At 72.1% G+C, this 16004-nt stretch carries 16 protein-coding genes; 8 read left to right on the top strand and 8 right to left on the bottom strand.

Annotated elements, in window-relative coordinates; translation table 11 throughout:
* Entirely contained in the window at positions 1-891 is an 891-nt protein-coding gene (locus OP04_RS13000; protein ID WP_033339779.1) for an SDR family oxidoreductase, read from the bottom strand.
* A gap of 89 nt (positions 892-980) precedes the next feature.
* On the opposite strand from OP04_RS13000, the gene OP04_RS13005 reads away from it, so the two are divergent.
* Positions 981-1550, top strand: coding sequence for a TetR/AcrR family transcriptional regulator (locus OP04_RS13005; protein ID WP_033339780.1), 570 nt, complete (start codon positions 981-983; stop codon positions 1548-1550).
* Here OP04_RS13005 and OP04_RS13010 read toward each other — a convergent pair.
* Positions 1547-3679: a DEAD/DEAH box helicase gene (locus tag OP04_RS13010; protein ID WP_085066411.1), complete on the bottom strand. Its 2133-nt coding sequence runs from the start codon at positions 3677-3679 to the stop codon at positions 1547-1549. The two genes, OP04_RS13005 and OP04_RS13010, sit on opposite strands and share 4 nt — an antisense overlap.
* Before the next feature lie 46 nt (positions 3680-3725).
* Here OP04_RS13010 and OP04_RS13015 point away from each other — a divergent pair, with 46 nt between their 5' ends.
* Positions 3726-4631 (top strand): SMP-30/gluconolactonase/LRE family protein, encoded by a 906-nt coding sequence (locus tag OP04_RS13015; protein ID WP_033339781.1) that lies wholly within the window; start codon positions 3726-3728, stop codon positions 4629-4631.
* A 688-nt stretch (positions 4632-5319) separates the two neighbouring features.
* On the opposite strand, the gene OP04_RS13020 is transcribed toward OP04_RS13015, so the two are convergent.
* Positions 5320-5829 carry a hypothetical protein gene (locus OP04_RS13020; protein ID WP_157239766.1) on the bottom strand — a complete coding sequence of 170 codons (510 nt, stop codon included), beginning with the start codon at positions 5827-5829 and terminating at the stop codon, positions 5320-5322.
* A 413-nt stretch (positions 5830-6242) separates the two neighbouring features.
* Here OP04_RS13020 and OP04_RS13025 point away from each other — a divergent pair, with 413 nt between their 5' ends.
* Positions 6243-6815, top strand: coding sequence for a hypothetical protein (locus tag OP04_RS13025; RefSeq protein ID WP_033339783.1), 573 nt, complete (start codon positions 6243-6245; stop codon positions 6813-6815).
* A gap of 382 nt (positions 6816-7197) precedes the next feature.
* On the opposite strand, the gene OP04_RS13030 is transcribed toward OP04_RS13025, so the two are convergent.
* The gene (locus OP04_RS13030; protein ID WP_051797744.1) at positions 7198-8154 is read right to left on the bottom strand and encodes a GlxA family transcriptional regulator; all 957 of its coding nucleotides are present in this window, start codon (positions 8152-8154) and stop codon (positions 7198-7200) included.
* Positions 8155-8226: 72 nt separating this feature from the next.
* Here OP04_RS13030 and OP04_RS13035 point away from each other — a divergent pair, with 72 nt between their 5' ends.
* Both OP04_RS13035 and OP04_RS13040 read left to right on the top strand, forming a co-directional pair.
* Entirely contained in the window at positions 8227-9528 is a 1302-nt protein-coding gene (locus OP04_RS13035; protein ID WP_033339784.1) for an MFS transporter, read from the top strand.
* 54 nt (positions 9529-9582) lie between these two features.
* The gene (locus OP04_RS13040) at positions 9583-9972 is read left to right on the top strand and encodes a cupin domain-containing protein (RefSeq protein ID WP_033339785.1); all 390 of its coding nucleotides are present in this window, start codon (positions 9583-9585) and stop codon (positions 9970-9972) included.
* A 10-nt stretch (positions 9973-9982) separates the two neighbouring features.
* Here the strand turns inward: OP04_RS13040 and OP04_RS13045 are convergent, their stop codons facing one another.
* Positions 9983-10522 carry a hypothetical protein gene (locus OP04_RS13045; protein WP_033339786.1) on the bottom strand — a complete coding sequence of 180 codons (540 nt, stop codon included), beginning with the start codon at positions 10520-10522 and terminating at the stop codon, positions 9983-9985.
* 187 nt (positions 10523-10709) lie between these two features.
* The gene (locus tag OP04_RS13050; RefSeq protein WP_033339787.1) at positions 10710-11420 is read right to left on the bottom strand and encodes a 7-cyano-7-deazaguanine synthase; all 711 of its coding nucleotides are present in this window, start codon (positions 11418-11420) and stop codon (positions 10710-10712) included.
* 187 nt (positions 11421-11607) lie between these two features.
* Here OP04_RS13050 and OP04_RS53285 point away from each other — a divergent pair, with 187 nt between their 5' ends.
* From OP04_RS53285 to OP04_RS13060, 3 genes are all read left to right on the top strand, one after another.
* Positions 11608-11895, top strand: a complete 288-nt coding sequence (locus tag OP04_RS53285) for a hypothetical protein (protein ID WP_157239768.1) — start codon at positions 11608-11610, stop codon at positions 11893-11895.
* A gap of 115 nt (positions 11896-12010) precedes the next feature.
* The gene (locus OP04_RS13055; RefSeq protein ID WP_033339788.1) at positions 12011-12853 is read left to right on the top strand and encodes an MmyB family transcriptional regulator; all 843 of its coding nucleotides are present in this window, start codon (positions 12011-12013) and stop codon (positions 12851-12853) included.
* 76 nt (positions 12854-12929) lie between these two features.
* Positions 12930-13676, top strand: a complete 747-nt coding sequence (locus tag OP04_RS13060; RefSeq protein ID WP_033339789.1) for an SDR family oxidoreductase — start codon at positions 12930-12932, stop codon at positions 13674-13676.
* On the opposite strand, the gene OP04_RS48460 is transcribed toward OP04_RS13060, so the two are convergent.
* Both OP04_RS48460 and OP04_RS13070 read right to left on the bottom strand, forming a co-directional pair.
* On the bottom strand, positions 13637-14509 hold the full coding sequence (locus OP04_RS48460; protein ID WP_232323566.1) for a glycosyltransferase: 873 nt from the start codon (positions 14507-14509) through the stop codon (positions 13637-13639). The two genes, OP04_RS13060 and OP04_RS48460, sit on opposite strands and share 40 nt — an antisense overlap.
* A 233-nt stretch (positions 14510-14742) precedes the next feature.
* Positions 14743-15873, bottom strand: coding sequence for a GH12 family glycosyl hydrolase domain-containing protein (locus OP04_RS13070; RefSeq protein WP_033339790.1), 1131 nt, complete (start codon positions 15871-15873; stop codon positions 14743-14745).
* Between the last annotated feature and the right edge of the window lie 131 nt (positions 15874-16004).

The raw sequence follows: 16004 nt of genomic DNA on the forward strand, positions 1-16004 counted from the left end.
CTACCGCCCGAAGTAGTGGCCCAGGTCGAGATCCTCGATCAGGCCCGGGTGCTCCGGCTTCCAGTCGAGCAGCTCGCGGGTCCGCGGAGCCGCGGCCGCGTAGTCGAGCGAGAGCATCATGCCGAAGAAGCCGAGCGACTCCGCCGGGACCGACGCGACCGGCAGGTCCAGGCCGCGACCGATGGCGGCGGCGATCTCCCGGCCCGGCACGCCCCCGTCGCCGATCCCGTGCAGCACCGTGCCGGCCGACGCGTGCTCCAGCGCCAGCCGGTAGAGCCGCGCCGCGTCCTTGACGTGCACGGCCGCCCAGCGCGCTGAGCCGTCGCCGACGTAGCCGGCCACGCCCTGCTGCCGGGCCAGCCCGACCAGCGCGGCGATGAAGCCGTGGTCGCCGGTGCCGTGCACGGTGGGCGGCAGCCGCAGCACGGACGACCGGACGCCGCGGTCGGCGAGCGCCAGCGCGGCGCGCGCGTTCGCGTCCCGGCCAGGGCCGGTGCCGGGGTTGCCGAGCGGGCTCCAGTCGCTCTCGACCGCGGTCCGGCCGCCCAGTGCGGGCGTGCCACCGGTGGTGACGAGCGGCTTTCCGGTGCCGGCCAGCACCTCGCCGATCGCGGCGACCGCCCGCGCGTCGGCCTCGATCGCCAGGTCCATCCGGGTGAAGTCGTCATGGATGAAGGCGAGGTGGGCGACCGCGTCCGCGGCGTCCGCGCCGGCCCGGAGCGAGTCGAGGTCGTCGAGGCCGCCGCGGAGCACGTCCGCGCCCAGCCCGGCGACGAACGTGGCGGAGGCGTCCGAGCGGGCGAGCCCGACGACCTGGTGACCCGCGCCGAGCAGCTCGGCGACGAGGTGGCGGCCGTTCCAGCCGGAGGCTCCGGTGACGAATACGCGCATGGCAGTGCTCCTTTGACCAACCGTGATGAGACTCGGTCCCATCACGGTAGCACGTGATGGGACCGAGTCCCGTCGGTAAGCTGGCACGCATGGGTCGCTGGGAGCCGAACGCGCCGGACCGCCTCACCCGCGCGGCGCTCGAACTGTTCCTGGCGAACGGTTACGAGAACAGCACCGCCGCCGGGATCGCGGAGCGCGCCGGGCTGGGCAAGAGCACGTTCTTCCGGCACTTCGCGGACAAGCGCGAGGTGCTGTTCACCGGCGAGGAACTGCTGCACGAGCTCGCCACGGCCGCGATCGACGGCGCGCCGGCCGAGGCGTCACCGCTCGACGTGCTCGACACGGTCTTCGACGCGTTCGGCCAGGTCTTCGACGAGGGCCGGCGACCGTGGGCCCGCGAGCGGCACGCGGTGATCCAGTCCGCCACCGAGCTGATGGAGCGGGAGCTGCTCAAGAACGCGGCACTCACCGGCGCGCTGGCCGAGGCGCTGCGGAAGCGCGGCGTGCCGGACCCGGCCGCCGGCACCGCCGCGGAGCTGGGCAACCTCGCGTTCCGGACCGGGTTCCTCCGCTGGATCGCGCCGGGCGAGCGACGTGACTTCAGCACGCTCGCGCACGAGGACCTGCGCGCGATCCGCGCCGCGCTGCCGGGCCTCTAGACCGCCAGGCGGCGCTGCTCCTCCGCGATCACGGCCTTGGCCAGGTCGACGTCGACCGCGTCCGGGCTGGAGCGGGCGACCTCGCTGTGCCGGGCGTACTCGTCGAAGAGCTGCCGTTTCTGCTGCAGGATCTCCAGGATGCGCTGGTCCGGGCCGTCCTCGGTGAGCAGCCGGTGCACCTGCACGGACCGCACCTGGCCCATCCGGTGCGCGCGGGCCACGGCCTGGTCCTCGATCGTCGGCTTGATCTGCGGCTCACAGATGATCACCACGGACGCGGCCTGGATGTTCAGCCCCACGCCGCCGGCCTGGATCTGGCTCAGCAGCACGGAGTGGCCGGGCACCGCGCTGAACGCGTCCACCAGCTTCTGCCGCTCCTCGACCGGGGTCGCGCCGGTCAGCGGCCCGAACGCGGCCGGGCCCAGCAGCTCCGTCACCTGGGTCAGCGCGGACTTGAAGTTCGAGAAGATCACGACCTTGCGGCCGTTCTCCCGGGCCTCGTTGACCAGCTCCTTCAGCCGGGTCAGCTTGCCGCCCTTCGGGTCCGCGGTGAACGCGACCTGGCGCATCGCCATGAAGTTCCCGGCCGCGACCGCCTCCCGGTAGTCCAGCATCTCCGCCCGGCTGAACCGTGACCACTCCTCGGCCTTGACCAGCTCGGGCAGCTCCTTGAGCACGTCCTCCTGGTTGCGCCGCAGGTAGACCGGGGCGACCGCGCGCCGGAACGACACCGGGCCGGCCGCGGTCTCGGACAGGTCCAGGCCGTCGGAGACGCGCGGCTGCAGGTACTCGATCAGGTTCCGGAACTCGTCCAGCTTGTTCTCCATCGGCGTGCCGGACAGGAAGATCACCCGCGGCACCCGGGCCGTCCACTCGCGGACCGCCTTCGACCGGCGCGTGTCCGGGTTCTTCACGTAGTGCGCCTCGTCGACCACCATCATCGCCACGCGCATGCCGTCCGGCACCTCCAGCGTGTGCAGCGAGTCCACCGTGGCCACGCCGACGCCGCCGTCCTCCACCCAGGTCCGCAGGTTCGCGCCGCGCTGGCCGCCGTGCAGGAGATAAGCGGTGAGCTTGCTGCGCTCGGCGACCTCCCGCGTCCAGTTGACCATCACGCTCGCCGGGCAGACCACGATGAAGTGCGTCTCGCCGCGCGCCCGCAGGTGTGCCATCGCGGCTATCGACTGGACCGTCTTGCCAAGGCCCATCTCGTCCCCGATGATCACCCGGCCCTGGGCCAGCGCGAACCGGGCGCCGAACGACTGGTAGCCGCGCAGCGTCACGTTGCGGAACGTGTCGTCCAGCTCCTGGCGGCGCACCCGCCCGGTGATGTCGTTCGGCAGGAAGCCCTGCGCCGAGTCCACATCCGGCTGCTCGGCGCCCAGCTCGCCGAAGGCCGTGTAGTACTCCGCGGACCGCTTCTCGAAGTCCTTCCACACCGTGCGCGGCGTGGCCGGGCGCTCGCGGATCGCCCGCTCCGCCTTGGCCAGCGCGGCCGGCAGCTTCTCCCGGTCCGCGTCCTGGACCATCCGGCGCAGCTGCTCGACCGCGGAACCGGCGCGCTCCCGGCCGGCCCGCCCGGCGAACAGGCTCCGCAGCAGGCTGCCCGCGACGGACGCGGACCGGATCGCGGACTCCAGCTCGTCCACCAGCCGCCGCGCCGGGCCACGTGCCGGACCGACCGCGGGCTCGGCCCGCAGCACCCGGTGCGTGGCCGTGAGCAGCGCGGTCGCCGCCCTGTCCTTCTTGTCGAAGTTGACGCGCACGGCCAGCGACCGCTCGGCCGCCTCCGCCACCTGCTCCGCGGTCTCCTTCAGCGCGCGGGCGCTCGCGTCGCTCAGACCCGGGATCTGCGCCAGCTCGGCCTCGGACCGGGACCGGACCGCGCCGACCGAGGTCAGCCCGGCCTTCTCCAGCGGTGCCGTACGGATCTTCGCGCCGCCCGCGTCGCGCAGCGCCGAGACCGGCAGCGTCTCCAGGTGCGCGGCCAGCAACTGGTCACGTTCCCGCAGGTAGGCGTCGCGCGCCTCGCCCCTGATATGCCGATCGCCGTCCGCGACCCGCTCGGCGGCGTCCCGCAGCCGGCGTCCCGCGGCCAGCACTTGCCGCGCTTGCGCCCGCTCCACCACGCGCTACAGGCTACTTGCCCCCGCCCATCCGGCTTAATGTGCTCACATGACCGAGCAGACGCCAGCGCGATTCGAGGTTCTGGACGGCCGCTTCAAGGGCATCGGCGGCGACCGCGTCCTGACGCGGCTGCACACCGGCTGCCGCTGGACCGAGGGCCCGGCGTACTTCCCGGCCGGCCGCTACCTGGTCTTCAGCGACATCCCGAACGAGCGGATCCTGCGCTACGACGAGACGACCGGCGCGGTCGGCGTCTTCCGGGAGCCGTCAGGCCATGCGAACGGGCACACCGTCGACCGGAACGGCCGGCTGGTCAGCTGCGAGCACGGGAACCGGCGGGTGACGCGTACCGAGCACGACGGCAGCATCACCGTGATCGCGGACCGCTGGGACGGCAAGCGCCTGAACAGCCCGAACGACCTGGTCGAGCGCGCGGACGGCACGATCTGGTTCACCGACCCCAGCTACGGCATCGACAGCGACTACGAGGGCCACAAATCGGCCGGCGAGATCGGCGCCTGCCACGTCTACCGCGCCGACCCGGCCACCGGCGAGGTGCGCCTGGTCGCGCACGACTTCGACAGGCCGAACGGCCTGGCCTTCTCCCGCGACGAGACGCGACTCTACATCGTGGACACCGCCCGCAAGCACATCCGGCTTTTCGACGTCGACCCGGCGAACGGCACGCTGACCGGCGGCGACGTGTTCGGCACCTGCGACGCCGGCAGCTTCGACGGCCTCCGGCTGGACTCGGACGGCCGCGTCTGGGTCGCCGCGTCGGACGGGCTGCACTGCTTCGACCCGGACGGCACGCTGATCGGCAAGCTGCACGTGCCGGAGTGCGTCTCGAACCTCACGTTCGGCGGTCCGAAGCGCAACCAGCTCTACCTCACGGCCACCACGTCGCTCTACACGATCCGTGTCAACGTCAACGGCGCGCGGAGGCCCGCATGAGGGACGTGGCGGCGCTGCTCGACGGCGTGACGGACGTGCGCTGGGCACGGATGCGGCACGCCTACGGCAGCGCGGGCGAGATGCCGGAGATCCTGTCCGGCCTCGCCTCCGCCGATCCGCCGACGCGGGAGGACGCGCTCGACCGCTTCTACGGCGCGGTCCACCACCAGGGCGACGTCTACGGGTGCACGCTCGCGGCCATCCCGTTCCTGCTGCGCATCGCCGCGGACACCGGGCGTCCCGGCCGCGCCGAGGTGATCACGCTGCTGGCGAGTCTCGGCAACGCCGAGGACCCCGCACCCCAGCCCGGCCGGTACGGGCAGGCGCGCGCCGCGATCGCGGACGCGCACCCGCTGCTGCTGTCGCTACTTCAAGACCCCGATCCGGCGGTACGCGCCGCAGCGCCGAAAACCCTGCTGATCGCGCCCGTGCCGGTGGACTCGGTGCTGCGTGCGCGCTTCCCGGAAGAGCCCGACCTGGACACCCGCGAGGCGATCGTGAACACGGTGGCCGAGCTGGCGCGCCGGGGCGCGGCCGGCGGCGGGACGGTGGACTGGCTGCACGGGATCATGCGCGAGCCGGGGGAGGCGCGGCTGCGGCTGGCCGCGCTCGCCGGGCTCAGCCGGTTGCCCTCGGAACCGGAGCGGCCGATCGACGTGGAGGTGGCGATCGCGCTGTTGCCCGTGCTTTACAAGGGCTCGGAGGCGACGCGGGCGGCAGACGGCACGGACGACGCCACCGGCGGGCAAAGTACCGCGAGCGCGGTGAACACGGGCGACCTCGCGAGCGCCATCAGCACGGACAGCGCCGCGGGCAGGGGCGATGCCGCGGGCTCGGGGAGCGTGACAGGGTCCGCGGGCGGCCCGTCCGAGGCGCGTCCGGACACGGGTACCGGCACCGCGCCGGCCTCGCTGCTCGGCGCGGTCCGGCAACTGCGGGCACAGGCCGCCGAGGACCGCCGCGCGCCGGACGCGCTGGACACGCTGCACGAGGTCAGCGACGGCCTCGGCGATCGGGTCGGCGACCGGATCGCGCTGGTCCGCACGCTGCTGGCCTCGCCGGACCGGGAGCAGCGCCACGACGGCATCCGCCTCGCGGCCCGGCTGATGATGCGGTGGCGCGGGCCGTACCGCGAGATCATCGTGTCGATCGGCGCGCAGCTGCGGCATCGGAGACTGCGCGAGCCCGCGCTGTCCACGCTGCGGACCATCGGCACCGCGGCCGCGCCTGCGGCGGACGCGCTGCACGCCGCCCTCGCCGATGCACCGCTGGTCCTCGCGCACACCGGCAACGACCGGGCCTCGCTGATGATCACCTGGGCGCAGGGCCGGCCCACCATCGGCGACGAACTGGCCGCGCTGGTGACGATCGGCGATCCACGCGCGCTGCCGCTGCTCGAACGACTGCTGGCCGCCGAGCCCCCGCCGGAGAACCTGCCCTACTCGATCGGCCGCCCACGGCCTGCGCCCGCTGCTCCTGCGCCGGATCGCCGAGCTGCGCGGCCAGGGGCTGAGCCGGGACCTGACCTACTACGCGCTACCCCGGCTCGGCCCGGTCACCGCCGCCGAGCTGCTCCCCGGGCTCCTGGAGCAACCGCCCGGCGAGCAGGTCATGCTGCTGCTCGGCGGCCTCGGCCCGGAGGCGGTGGACGCGCTGCCCTACGTCAGGGCCACGATGGCGGACGAGACCGGCACGACCGCGACCTCGGCGGCGACCGCGTTCCACCGGATCACCGGCGATCCCGGGCCGGCACTCGACGTCTTCGACCGCGAGCTCACCGGCCCGGACCACGACTGCCGCGCCGCGCTCTCCGGCTACGAGGCGCTGGGCGCGCTCGCCGCCGACCGTGTGCCCCGGATCCTGAAGACGTTGCGTCGCAGGGACCACACCGGCTGGACCCGGGTCCACGCCGCGCGTGCGCTGTGGTCCGTCGCGGGCCGCGCCGACGGCCTGCCCGCGCTGCTCACGGCCTGGCGGACGAATGCGTTCACCCGTCGCGAGATCACCCAGCTCTGGACCGCCATGGGCCCGTCCGCCGCCGAGGCCCGCCCCCTGCTCGCCGCGGAACAGGCCGCGGTCCGCCGTCACTCCACGTCCGGTTCCGGCTGGCACTCCGGCGCCGTCAGCGACGACGAGGAACTGCTCCGCCTGCTGCCGACAGCCCTGGCCGCGATCGGCCGCTAGCGCGCCCGGATGAACAAAGATCAAGATCCAGGCCATCTTCCCGCTTCCGGCGTGGCCCAGCAGCGCAGCTCCCGCGGGCGCTTGAGCTTGCCTGGGGGCGACCCCAGACCCCGCCCCTGACGCTCTTGCGTGGGGTGGCGCGCTGCCCGCTTCGCGAAGATCAAGATCAGATTCATTTTCCCGCTTCCGGCGTGGTCCGGCAGCGTTGCTCCCGCGGGCAAACCTCGCCGTACGCCAAGCCTCCGCTGGCGCTCCGCTTGCCTCCCGGCGTCGGAGCCGGTGCCGCGCGGCGCACGAAAGAGCACGCGAGTCCCGCCGTGCTCGCGATGATCGAGGTGCGTCCCGTGCCGCGGGAGCCGCCCTTCCATGATCGGGGCGTCCCTCATGCTGCGGGACGCCCCCGATCGTGAAAGGGGGTGCCCGGAGCGGTGCGTGCTGCGGTGCCCAGGCCGCACCGGCGGGCGATCTGGTCGACGTTGAGCGTCGTGGTCTCCAGCAGTTGGCGGGCGAGGTCGAGGCGGCGCTGGAGCAGCCAGCGGTTCGGGCTGACGCCGGTCTCCTCGCGGAAGCGGCGGGTGAACGTGCGCACGCTCATCCGCGCGTGCCCGGCGAGTTCCGGCAGCGTGAGCGCGGTGTCCAGCCGTTCCAGCGCCCAGCCGCGCGTCGCCGCGGTGTCCGCGCCGGCGGGGGAGACGGGGACGGGGCGCTCGATGTACTGCGCCTGGCCGCCCTCGCGCCAGGACGGCACCACGCAGCGGCGGGCGGCCCGGTTCGCGACCTGGCTGCCGTGGTCGGTGCGGATGATGTGCAGGCAGAGGTCGATGCCGGCGGCGACGCCGGCCGAGGTGAGTACCGAGCCGTTGTCCACGAACAGCACGTCCGGATCCAGCGTGACCTGCGGATAGAGCCGCCGGAAGGTCTCCACCCAGCCCCAGTGCGTGGTGGCCGGCCGGCCGTCGAGCAGGCCTGCCGCGGCCAGCACCATCGACGCGGTGCATATCGACACGATCCGGGCGCCACGCGCGTGTGCGGTGCGCAGCGCGAGCGTGACCGCCGGGTCCAGCGTGCCGTCCGTGACCGGCGGCCCGGAGTCGACGCCGGGCACCACGATCGTGTCGGCGGTGGCCAGTAACGAGAGGTCGGCGCCGTCCTCCGGGCCGATCAGGATGCCGGCGCCGGCCAGGATCGGGCGCCCGTCCGGCGTGCACACCCGGGTCTTGTAGAGGCGCCGGTCCGCGCCGTCGCGCGCGGCGCGGAACAGCTGCACGGCGGTGCCCAGGTCGAAGGCGACGGTGCCGGGCAGCGCGAGCACGGCCACCAGGTGACGGAGATCGCTCATGGCCCAATTCTTGCGCACGATGGCCTGCGGGCCACTAGCCGTAACGGACGAGGGAAAAGAGACTCGTTACTCGTGCGGAACTATCGAATCCATCCGGCCTGGGCGGTCGCGGTCGTCGCGTTCGTGGCGCTGATCGGCGCCGCCGGCTTCCGGGCCACGCCCGGCGTCATGCTGCATCCGTTGCACGCGGAGTTCGGCTGGCCGCTCGCCGTGATCTCCGCGGCCGTCAGCGTGAACCTGCTGCTCTACGGCCTGACCGCGCCGTTCGCGGCCGCGCTGATGGACCGGTTCGGCATCCGGCGGGTCGCGGCCGTGGCGCTGCTGCTGGTCGCGACCGGCAGCGGCTTGACCGTGTTCATGAACGCGAGCTGGCAGCTGCTGCTCTGCTGGGGCGTGCTGGTCGGGCTCGGCACCGGCTCGATGGCGCTGTCGTTCGTGGCGACCGTGACCGGGCGCTGGTTCGTGAAGCGGCGCGGCCTGGTCACCGGCGTGCTGACCGCGGGCGGCGCGGCCGGCCAGCTGATCTTCCTGCCGATCCTGGCCGTGCTGGTCCGCGACAGCGGCTGGCGCACCGCCTCGCTCACCGTGACCGTGGCCGCGCTGCTGGTCGTGCCGCTGATCTGGTTCTTCCTCCGTGACCACCCGCGCGACCTGGGCGTGACCGCCTACGGCGGCGCCGTCGAGGAAGATCCAAAACCTCAGGGCAACGCGGCGGTACGGGCCGTGCGCGCGCTCCGCACGGCCGCGCGGACGCGCGCGTTCTGGCTGCTCGCGGGCGGCTTCGCGATCTGCGGCGCGACCACGAACGGCCTGGTCGGCACGCACTTCATCCCGGCCGCACACGATCACGGCATGACCGAGACCGCGGCCGCGAGCCTGCTGGCGCTGATCGGCGTGTTCGACATCGTCGGCACGATCGCGTCCGGCTGGCTGACCGACCGGTTCGACAGCCGGATCCTGCTCGGCGCCTACTACGGGCTGCGCGGCCTGTCGCTGATGGTGCTGCCGACGCTGTTCGCGCAGGAGACCGGCCCGAGCATGCTGGTCTTCATCCTGTTCTACGGCCTGGACTGGGTGGCCACGGTCCCGCCGACCGTCGCGCTGTGCCGGACCTACTTCGGCACGGACGGCGCGGTCGTGTTCGGCTGGGTCTTCGCCTCGCACCAGGTGGGCGCCGCGATCGCGGCCACCGCGGCCGGCCTGGTCCGGGACCGGCTGGGCGAGTACACGATGGCCTGGTACGTCGCGGGCGTGCTCGCGCTCGGCGCGGCCGTGCTGTCACTGCTGCTGTTCCGCGCCCGGCGCCACGATCGGGTGACGCCGCCGGTGACCGGCCTCGCGGAGCCCGGCCGGTGGTCGCTGAAGCCCTCGTGAGACAGGGCCGGAAGACCTGAGTGACCGGGCCGCGACAGGGGTAGAACTGAAGCCATGGAGCATTACACGATCGCCACCGTCGCGGAACAGTACTCGGACTTCCGTCGCGTCCTCTGGACCGGCAAGCACACCCAGGTCGTGATCATGACGATCCCGGCCGGCGGCGAGATCGGCGAGGAGGTCCACGAGGTGGACCAGATCCTCACGTTCGTCAGCGGTGTCGGCGAGGCCAAGGTCAGCGGCCAGACCCGCAAGGTCTCCCAGGGTGACATGGTCATCGTCCCGGCCGGCAGCAAGCACAACTTCACCAACACGGGCCCGAACCCGCTGGTCCTCTACACGGTGTACGGCCCGCCGGAGCACGCGGACGGCGCGGTGCACGCCACCAAGGAGGAGGCGGACGCGCTCGAGGAGGCCGGCAAGGACGAGCCGCCGGCCTCCTGAGACACGGCGTTCAGCTGAGGATGTCGGTGTCGCCGGCGACCGCGCACTGCATGAGCGCGGCGCTGGCGGCAAGCTCCCGTGACGCCGCGGAGTCCAGGTCCAGAGCCTGCTCGGCTCCGCCGACGTGCAGCGCGCCGAACATGGCGATCGCGACGTCGGCCGTGCCGCCCGTGCTCAGGTGGGTGAGCAGCAGGTCGCTGATGTACTGGTCGCTGATCTTGCCCGGCCCCGGGTGCCGGTAGCCGATGAGCCGCCGCCACAGGTTGCCGGTCTCGCCGACGAACGTGCGGTGCCCGCAGATCGGGTCCACCCAGGTGAAACGGTAGAGGCCCGGACGGTCCGGCAGCACCGGGAACGCGAGCCGTCCCAGGCTGTCCACAGTGATCTTGCCGGAGTGCCGCCAGCGCATCGTGATGCGCAGATCCACGGTGCCGCCCTTGGGCCTCGGTGCGTCGTATCCGCGGTAGCCGGCGCCGAGGTTCGGCCGATCCACGGTCGCCGGGCCGGCTGCGAGCAGCTCGGCCAGCGGGTCGGTGTGGTTGCCGGGCATCGAACCCGCCCCCTTCGTCCTCCGTCGGGCGGCCGGTCGGGCCGCGTCGACGGACAGGTTGCCTGCGGTCGGTGGCGGCGACCGATCTTGCCGGACGGCCGCGCAAGGCTAATTCTGCTCGCGTTCGCACCCGCACCGACTCCGCTGAGCGGTTCGCATGCCCACCGGCTCGGTGAGCAACCATCGGCTATGCGGCCGACGGTTCCGACCTTCGGTCACCCCCGGTGTCGAACATTCGCCTTAACTCGATCCGGGCCCGTTCGATCGCCGCGCGCAGCCGTCCGGGGGAGGCGTCCATCGGTGCGTTCGAAGGAAGATCCAGCTCAACGCCGGTGAGATCGCGGCGGAGCCAGGTGCGGACCGCCTCGCGGTCACGCAGCGTGTCCCCATGATCGGCAACGTTCCATGCATCGGTCAGATACGGCGTGTTGTCACGGCCGAGCGCGGCCAGCAGTCCGGCACGGCGCGTGAGGCAGGCCGGGCAGTGCCCGCAGTGCGCGGTTGCGGAGTGGGGTGCCCGGACGCAGCTGATGGTCCGGGTGAGCACCGGCGCGGGCAGGCCGGCCCGCCGTGCCTGTTGAAAAATCTCCCCCTGGGTCATCAGAAGGTACGGATTGAGTGCGCCGTCCGGGGCCGGCTCCATGCCCGGGGGTAGTTCCATCGCGCGGAGCACGTGTGCGGGTGCGGTCGTTGCCGGGCTGCCGGAAATGCGCAGCGTGACCGGGCGCGATGCGATCGACTCGACGGCCGCGAACAGTTCCCGAATGCGCCGCGCGTGACCGTCGGTGATGTTCGTCGGTCCGATCAGGATCAGCGGGTGCGGACCCGAGCCGGCCCGCTCGGCGGCCCAGGTGGTCGAGTCGGGGTCGCCGGTGAATGGCACCGTCTCCTCTGCCACAGCACCTCCCAAGCTCGCCGCCGACCATAGTAAACACCCGCAGTCATTGGCTAGTGTCACTCAGTTGCCGGAAGCTGTCCTTCGTGGGAATTGCGCGGAAAGGTTCTTCCACGCGGTCTGAAACGGGACATGTGCGAATCGGCATTTTATGTTGTCAATGCCGCTTCCTGCACTCGAAAATGCTTCGGTGACGAGTCAGCCGCCGACGGATCCACCCGCACGCCCGTCGATCAACCAGGCCTCGCGCCGCTACCTCGGTAGCCAGGGTCGCAACGTCACCCCGAAGCCCAGCCCTCGCCCGGCTTCCTCGACGGCGGAGCCCGCTGCGGCCGGTTCTGCTGTGACTCCGTGCCCCGACCGCCGTCGCCACGATCGCCGCGTCCTGCTGTTGCACCGCGTGCGGTACGTCGCGATCACGCTCGCCCTGATGATCGCCACCGGCGCCACCGTCGCGCTGATCTGCACCCGCGGCTGACGAATCATCCCTTTTATCCCCGGTCTTCGATTCCCCGGATAAACACGACGCGGGACAATCCGCCGGCAGACGGCAGACTGGAGCCCGCAGCGGGGAACGAAGAGGGGAGGACATCATGGCCGGACTCGACGATCTGGGCCGGTTCCTGCGCAGCCGCCGGGAGGCGTTGCTTCCGGAGGACGTCGGCTTCGCGGGTGGCGGCCGGCGCCGGACGCCCGGCCTCCGCCGCGAGGAGATCGCGCTGCTGTCCGCGCTCTCCGCCGACTACTACGCACGGCTCGAGCAGGGCAGGGCCGGCAGCGTCTCCCTGGCCGCGCTCGCGTCGCTGGCCCGCGCCATGCGGCTGTCCGCGGACGAACGTGACTACCTGTTCCGGCTCGGCGGCCACCAGCCGCCGCCCCGGCACTCCGCGCACGCCCACGTCGACCCGGCCATGCTGTTCCTGCTCGACGCGCTCGGCGACACGCCCGCGCACGTCACGGACAGCCTGTGCACCGTGATCGCGCAGAACCGGACCGCCACCGCGCTGTTCGGCCGCCTGGCCGGCCTGCCGGGCCACGAGTCGAACGTCGTCTGGCGCTGGTTCACCTACCCGTCCTCCCGCAGGCTCAACGATCCCGCGGAGCACGGGCTGATCGGGCGCGCGTACGTCGCGGACTTCCGCTACGGGCTGGCCCGCCGGTCGCCCGGCGAGCGGTACGGCCACGAGATCGTCGAGGAACTCCTGGCCCGCAGCCCCGAGTTCAGCGAGCTGTGGGCGGCGCACGAGGTCGCGCCGCTGGTCTCGGTCCGCAAACGGATGCTGCACCCGGAGGCCGGCCCGCTCGACCTCCAGTGCGACGTGGTCCTCAGCCCCGAGACCGGCCACCGCCTGCACCTCTTCCGCCCCGCGCCCGGCTCCGGATCCGGCGAACAGCTCGCGTTCCTCTCCGTGCTGGCGGGCCAGCTCTTCCACTAGCAGCCCCATCCGACAGTTTCTGCCCGGCCGATCGACGGCCGGGTGGTTCACCACGCCTCAGAACAGGAAGAACATCGTGAAGCTCACCGGAAACACCGTCTTCATTCCCGGCGCCACGTCCGGCATCGGGCTCGGGCTGGCGCTGCGGCTGCACGAGCGCGGCAACACCGTGATCATCGGCGGGCGGCGCACCGAGCTGCTGGAGAAGATCGCGGCCGAGCACCCCGGCATCGGCACCGTGGAGATCGACACCACCGTGCCCGCGTCGATCGAGGCCGCGGCCGCCACGCTCGCGGAGCGCTACCCCGCGCTGGACACCCTGGTGACCATGGCCGGGATCATGCTCCGGGAGGACCTGCTCGACCCGGCGTTCCTGGAGACCGCGGAGAAGACGGTCCTCACCAACCTGCTCGGCCCGATCCGCCTCGTCGCCGCGTTCCTGCCGATCCTGCGGCAGCAGCCGGCCGCCACGATCATCACGGTCTCGTCCGGCCTGGCCTTCGTGCCGCTGGCGATCACGCCCAGCTACAGCGCGACCAAGGCCGGCATCCACATGTTCACCGAAGCCATGCGCATCCAGCTTCAGGACACGAACGTCCAGGTCATCGAGTGGGTGCCGCCGCTGACTCGCACCACGCTGATGAACTCGCAGAACAACGAGGCCGCCATGCCCCTCGACGACCTCCTCGACGAGACGCTGGCCCTGCTCGAATCCCAGCCCGACGCGCGCGAGATCCAGGTCGAGCGCGTCAAGTGGCAGCGCAACGCCGTGGCCGAAGGCCGCTACGACGACGTCCTCCAGGTCCTCAGCGGCCGCCGCTGACCACGCCACCACCGGGCCTCGTGCCTCAGGGGCCGGTGTTCGCCAGCGTGCGTGCGGACGCCTCGACCTGTGGCGGGAGCGGGCGCCGGTGGCGCAGGGCCCACGGGAGCAGCCGCGCCGCGTCCGCCAGACCGGCGCGGTCCGGCCCGCCCGCACGCCAGGCGGACCGGGCGGCCGCGGCCGCGATCGGCAGCGGACGTCGTAACAGCGCGGTGAGCAGGTCGTTGCGGGCCCGGCGTCGCCGGCTGCTCCCGGCCGGTGCGGACGATCGCCGGTGATCGGGTGCGTCCGGGTGGCAGGTGGCGGACGGTCAGCGCGGGCACGTAGGCAAGGTCCCAGCCCGCTGCGGCCAGGTCCATGGCGAGCAGCGCCTCCCCGTACGCGTGGAGGGTGGGGTTGAATCCGCCGACCGCGAGGAACGCGTCCCGGCGGACCACGGCCGCGCGGGCCAGGAAGCCGAGCACCGCCGGGCCCGGCAGATTCGGGGGAGTGCCGAGCGGCGCCGCGTCCATCGCGGTGGAGATCGGGTCGCCGAGCCCGTCCGGCCCGACCAGCACGCGCGCGGTCAGCAGCGCGACGTGCGGATGCACGTCCAGCAGCGTGGCCGCCCTGCCGAGCGAGCCCGCCTCCCAGTAGGAGTCGTCGTCCGCGAACGCCACGTACGGCGTGCCGGCCAGCTCCGCACCGGCGTTCCGGGCCGCCGCGCCCATGTCGGTGTGCGCCCGCACCACGTACACGTGCGGCAGCGCCTCCGTGACCGCGTCCGCCGTCCCGTCCGACGACGCGTTGTCGACCAGGATCACCGGCACGTCGTGCCGCGGCAGATAACGCAACAGCTGCTCACGCCGATTCCGACTGACCACAACGACGGTGACGTCATCCACATGTCTGTTTTACCCGGAAATATGTGAACATATGTCGTTTTGCGCGGACTTGACGGTCCGTGCGGGCCGGCGCCGGGCCCGTTTCGCGCCCACCGGACCGTGGGGTCCGGGGTCGCCCCCCGGGTTGGCGAAGAGGGGCCGGTGCGGGCCGGCCCCTCTTCTGTGGGAACTGCGCGGCGGGGTTAGGCGACCGCGCAGGCTGTGCCGTTCAGAGTGAACGCGCCCGGCTTCGCGAACGCGCCCGTCGAGCTCGCCTGGAACCCGAACGACGCGGAGGTTCCGGCGGCGATCACACCGTTCCACCCGATGTTCTTCGCAGAGACAGTCTGCCCGTTCTGGGTAACGGTGGCATTCCAAGAATTTCCGACCTGCTGGCCCGCGGGGAGCGCGAATCCGAGGTCCCAGCCGTTGATCGGCGAGGTCCCGGTGTTCCGCACCGTCACGTTCGCCGTGAAGCCGCCGTTCCAGCTGTTCGCGTCATAGGTGACCGCGCAACCACCGGTGGGACCGGGCGTGGGGGACGACGTCGTCGGGACCGTCGTCGGGTTCGTGCCGGTGCCGTTGACGGATGCGGAGAACGAGTTGACCGCCAGGCCCGCGCCGCCGTTCCACGGCTCGAAGCCGGCCTGGATGCTGGTCAGGTACCACGAGTTGGTGATCGCGCCACGGTTGCGGACGTCATTGATGAAGTCCAGGACGCTGAAGTTCCAGGACGGGATCGCGGACGGCGCCAGGTAGGAGATGACGTTGTTGGCGCCGTTGCTGCCCTGCCAGACCTCCCAGGTCTTCCCGCCCACCGTGGCGGTGCCGACCGCGGAGCCGATCGGCTGGATGTTCCCCTGCCGGTTGAACCAGATCATGATCTCCATCTGGTTCACGCCGTCGCGCTTGGGCGACGGGTCCAGCCAGATGTCGTACGACGCGTTGTACGTGGCACCGGAGACATAGCTGTAGTCGATCGCGCTGGTGGCGTTGCTGATCGCGCTGACCTGGACCGGCAGGTTCGTGCCCGGCGAACACTTCGTGTAATGACAACCCACGAAGATCGACGGGTACGAGACCGGCGCGCCGCTGGTGTTGCCGACGCCCTGCTGCCGGGTGATGGAGAAGCCGGTGCCGGTGACGTTGATGCACTGTTCGGCCGACGTGCCCCAGCGGTTGTTCTGCACGACGTACCGGTTCTGGATCGTGGCCGTGCCGTACTGCTCACAGATCTGCGTGTCGGCGTGGGCGACGCCGTTGATCACGAACGCGGTGGCCGCGCCCGCTATCAGCAGGGCGGCCGCCGCGATGGCGCGGATCGGTCGTTTCATGGGTTAGGGTCCTTAAAGGTGTCCGTGGAGCCGGATGGGGACCAGGGGCGTTGCGGTGAAACCAGCGCAGGCTGGGCGACCTGCACCGGGAGCGCTCCCAAGGGGCCCTCACAGGTTTACACGCCCGAAAA

The organism is Catenuloplanes japonicus (genome assembly GCF_000717135.1).
Taxonomy (GTDB): domain Bacteria; phylum Actinomycetota; class Actinomycetes; order Mycobacteriales; family Micromonosporaceae; genus Catenuloplanes; species Catenuloplanes japonicus.

Bases quoted from the DNA above. Each gene is read 5' to 3' on its own strand.
- OP04_RS13070 (WP_033339790.1), bottom strand. From the start codon at position 15,873: ATGAAACGACCGATCCGCGCCATCGCGGCGGCCGCCCTGCTGATAGCG.
- OP04_RS13045 (WP_033339786.1), bottom strand. From the start codon at position 10,522: ATGCCCGGCAACCACACCGACCCGCTGGCCGAGCTGCTCGCAGCCGGC.
- OP04_RS13040 (WP_033339785.1), top strand. From the start codon at position 9,583: ATGGAGCATTACACGATCGCCACCGTCGCGGAACAGTACTCGGACTTC.
- OP04_RS13000 (WP_033339779.1), bottom strand. From the start codon at position 891: ATGCGCGTATTCGTCACCGGAGCCTCCGGCTGGAACGGCCGCCACCTC.
- OP04_RS13025 (WP_033339783.1), top strand. From the start codon at position 6,243: ATGCTGCTGCTCGGCGGCCTCGGCCCGGAGGCGGTGGACGCGCTGCCC.
- OP04_RS13030 (WP_051797744.1), bottom strand. From the start codon at position 8,154: ATGAGCGATCTCCGTCACCTGGTGGCCGTGCTCGCGCTGCCCGGCACC.
- OP04_RS13015 (WP_033339781.1), top strand. From the start codon at position 3,726: ATGACCGAGCAGACGCCAGCGCGATTCGAGGTTCTGGACGGCCGCTTC.
- OP04_RS13055 (WP_033339788.1), top strand. From the start codon at position 12,011: ATGGCCGGACTCGACGATCTGGGCCGGTTCCTGCGCAGCCGCCGGGAG.
- OP04_RS13005 (WP_033339780.1), top strand. From the start codon at position 981: ATGGGTCGCTGGGAGCCGAACGCGCCGGACCGCCTCACCCGCGCGGCG.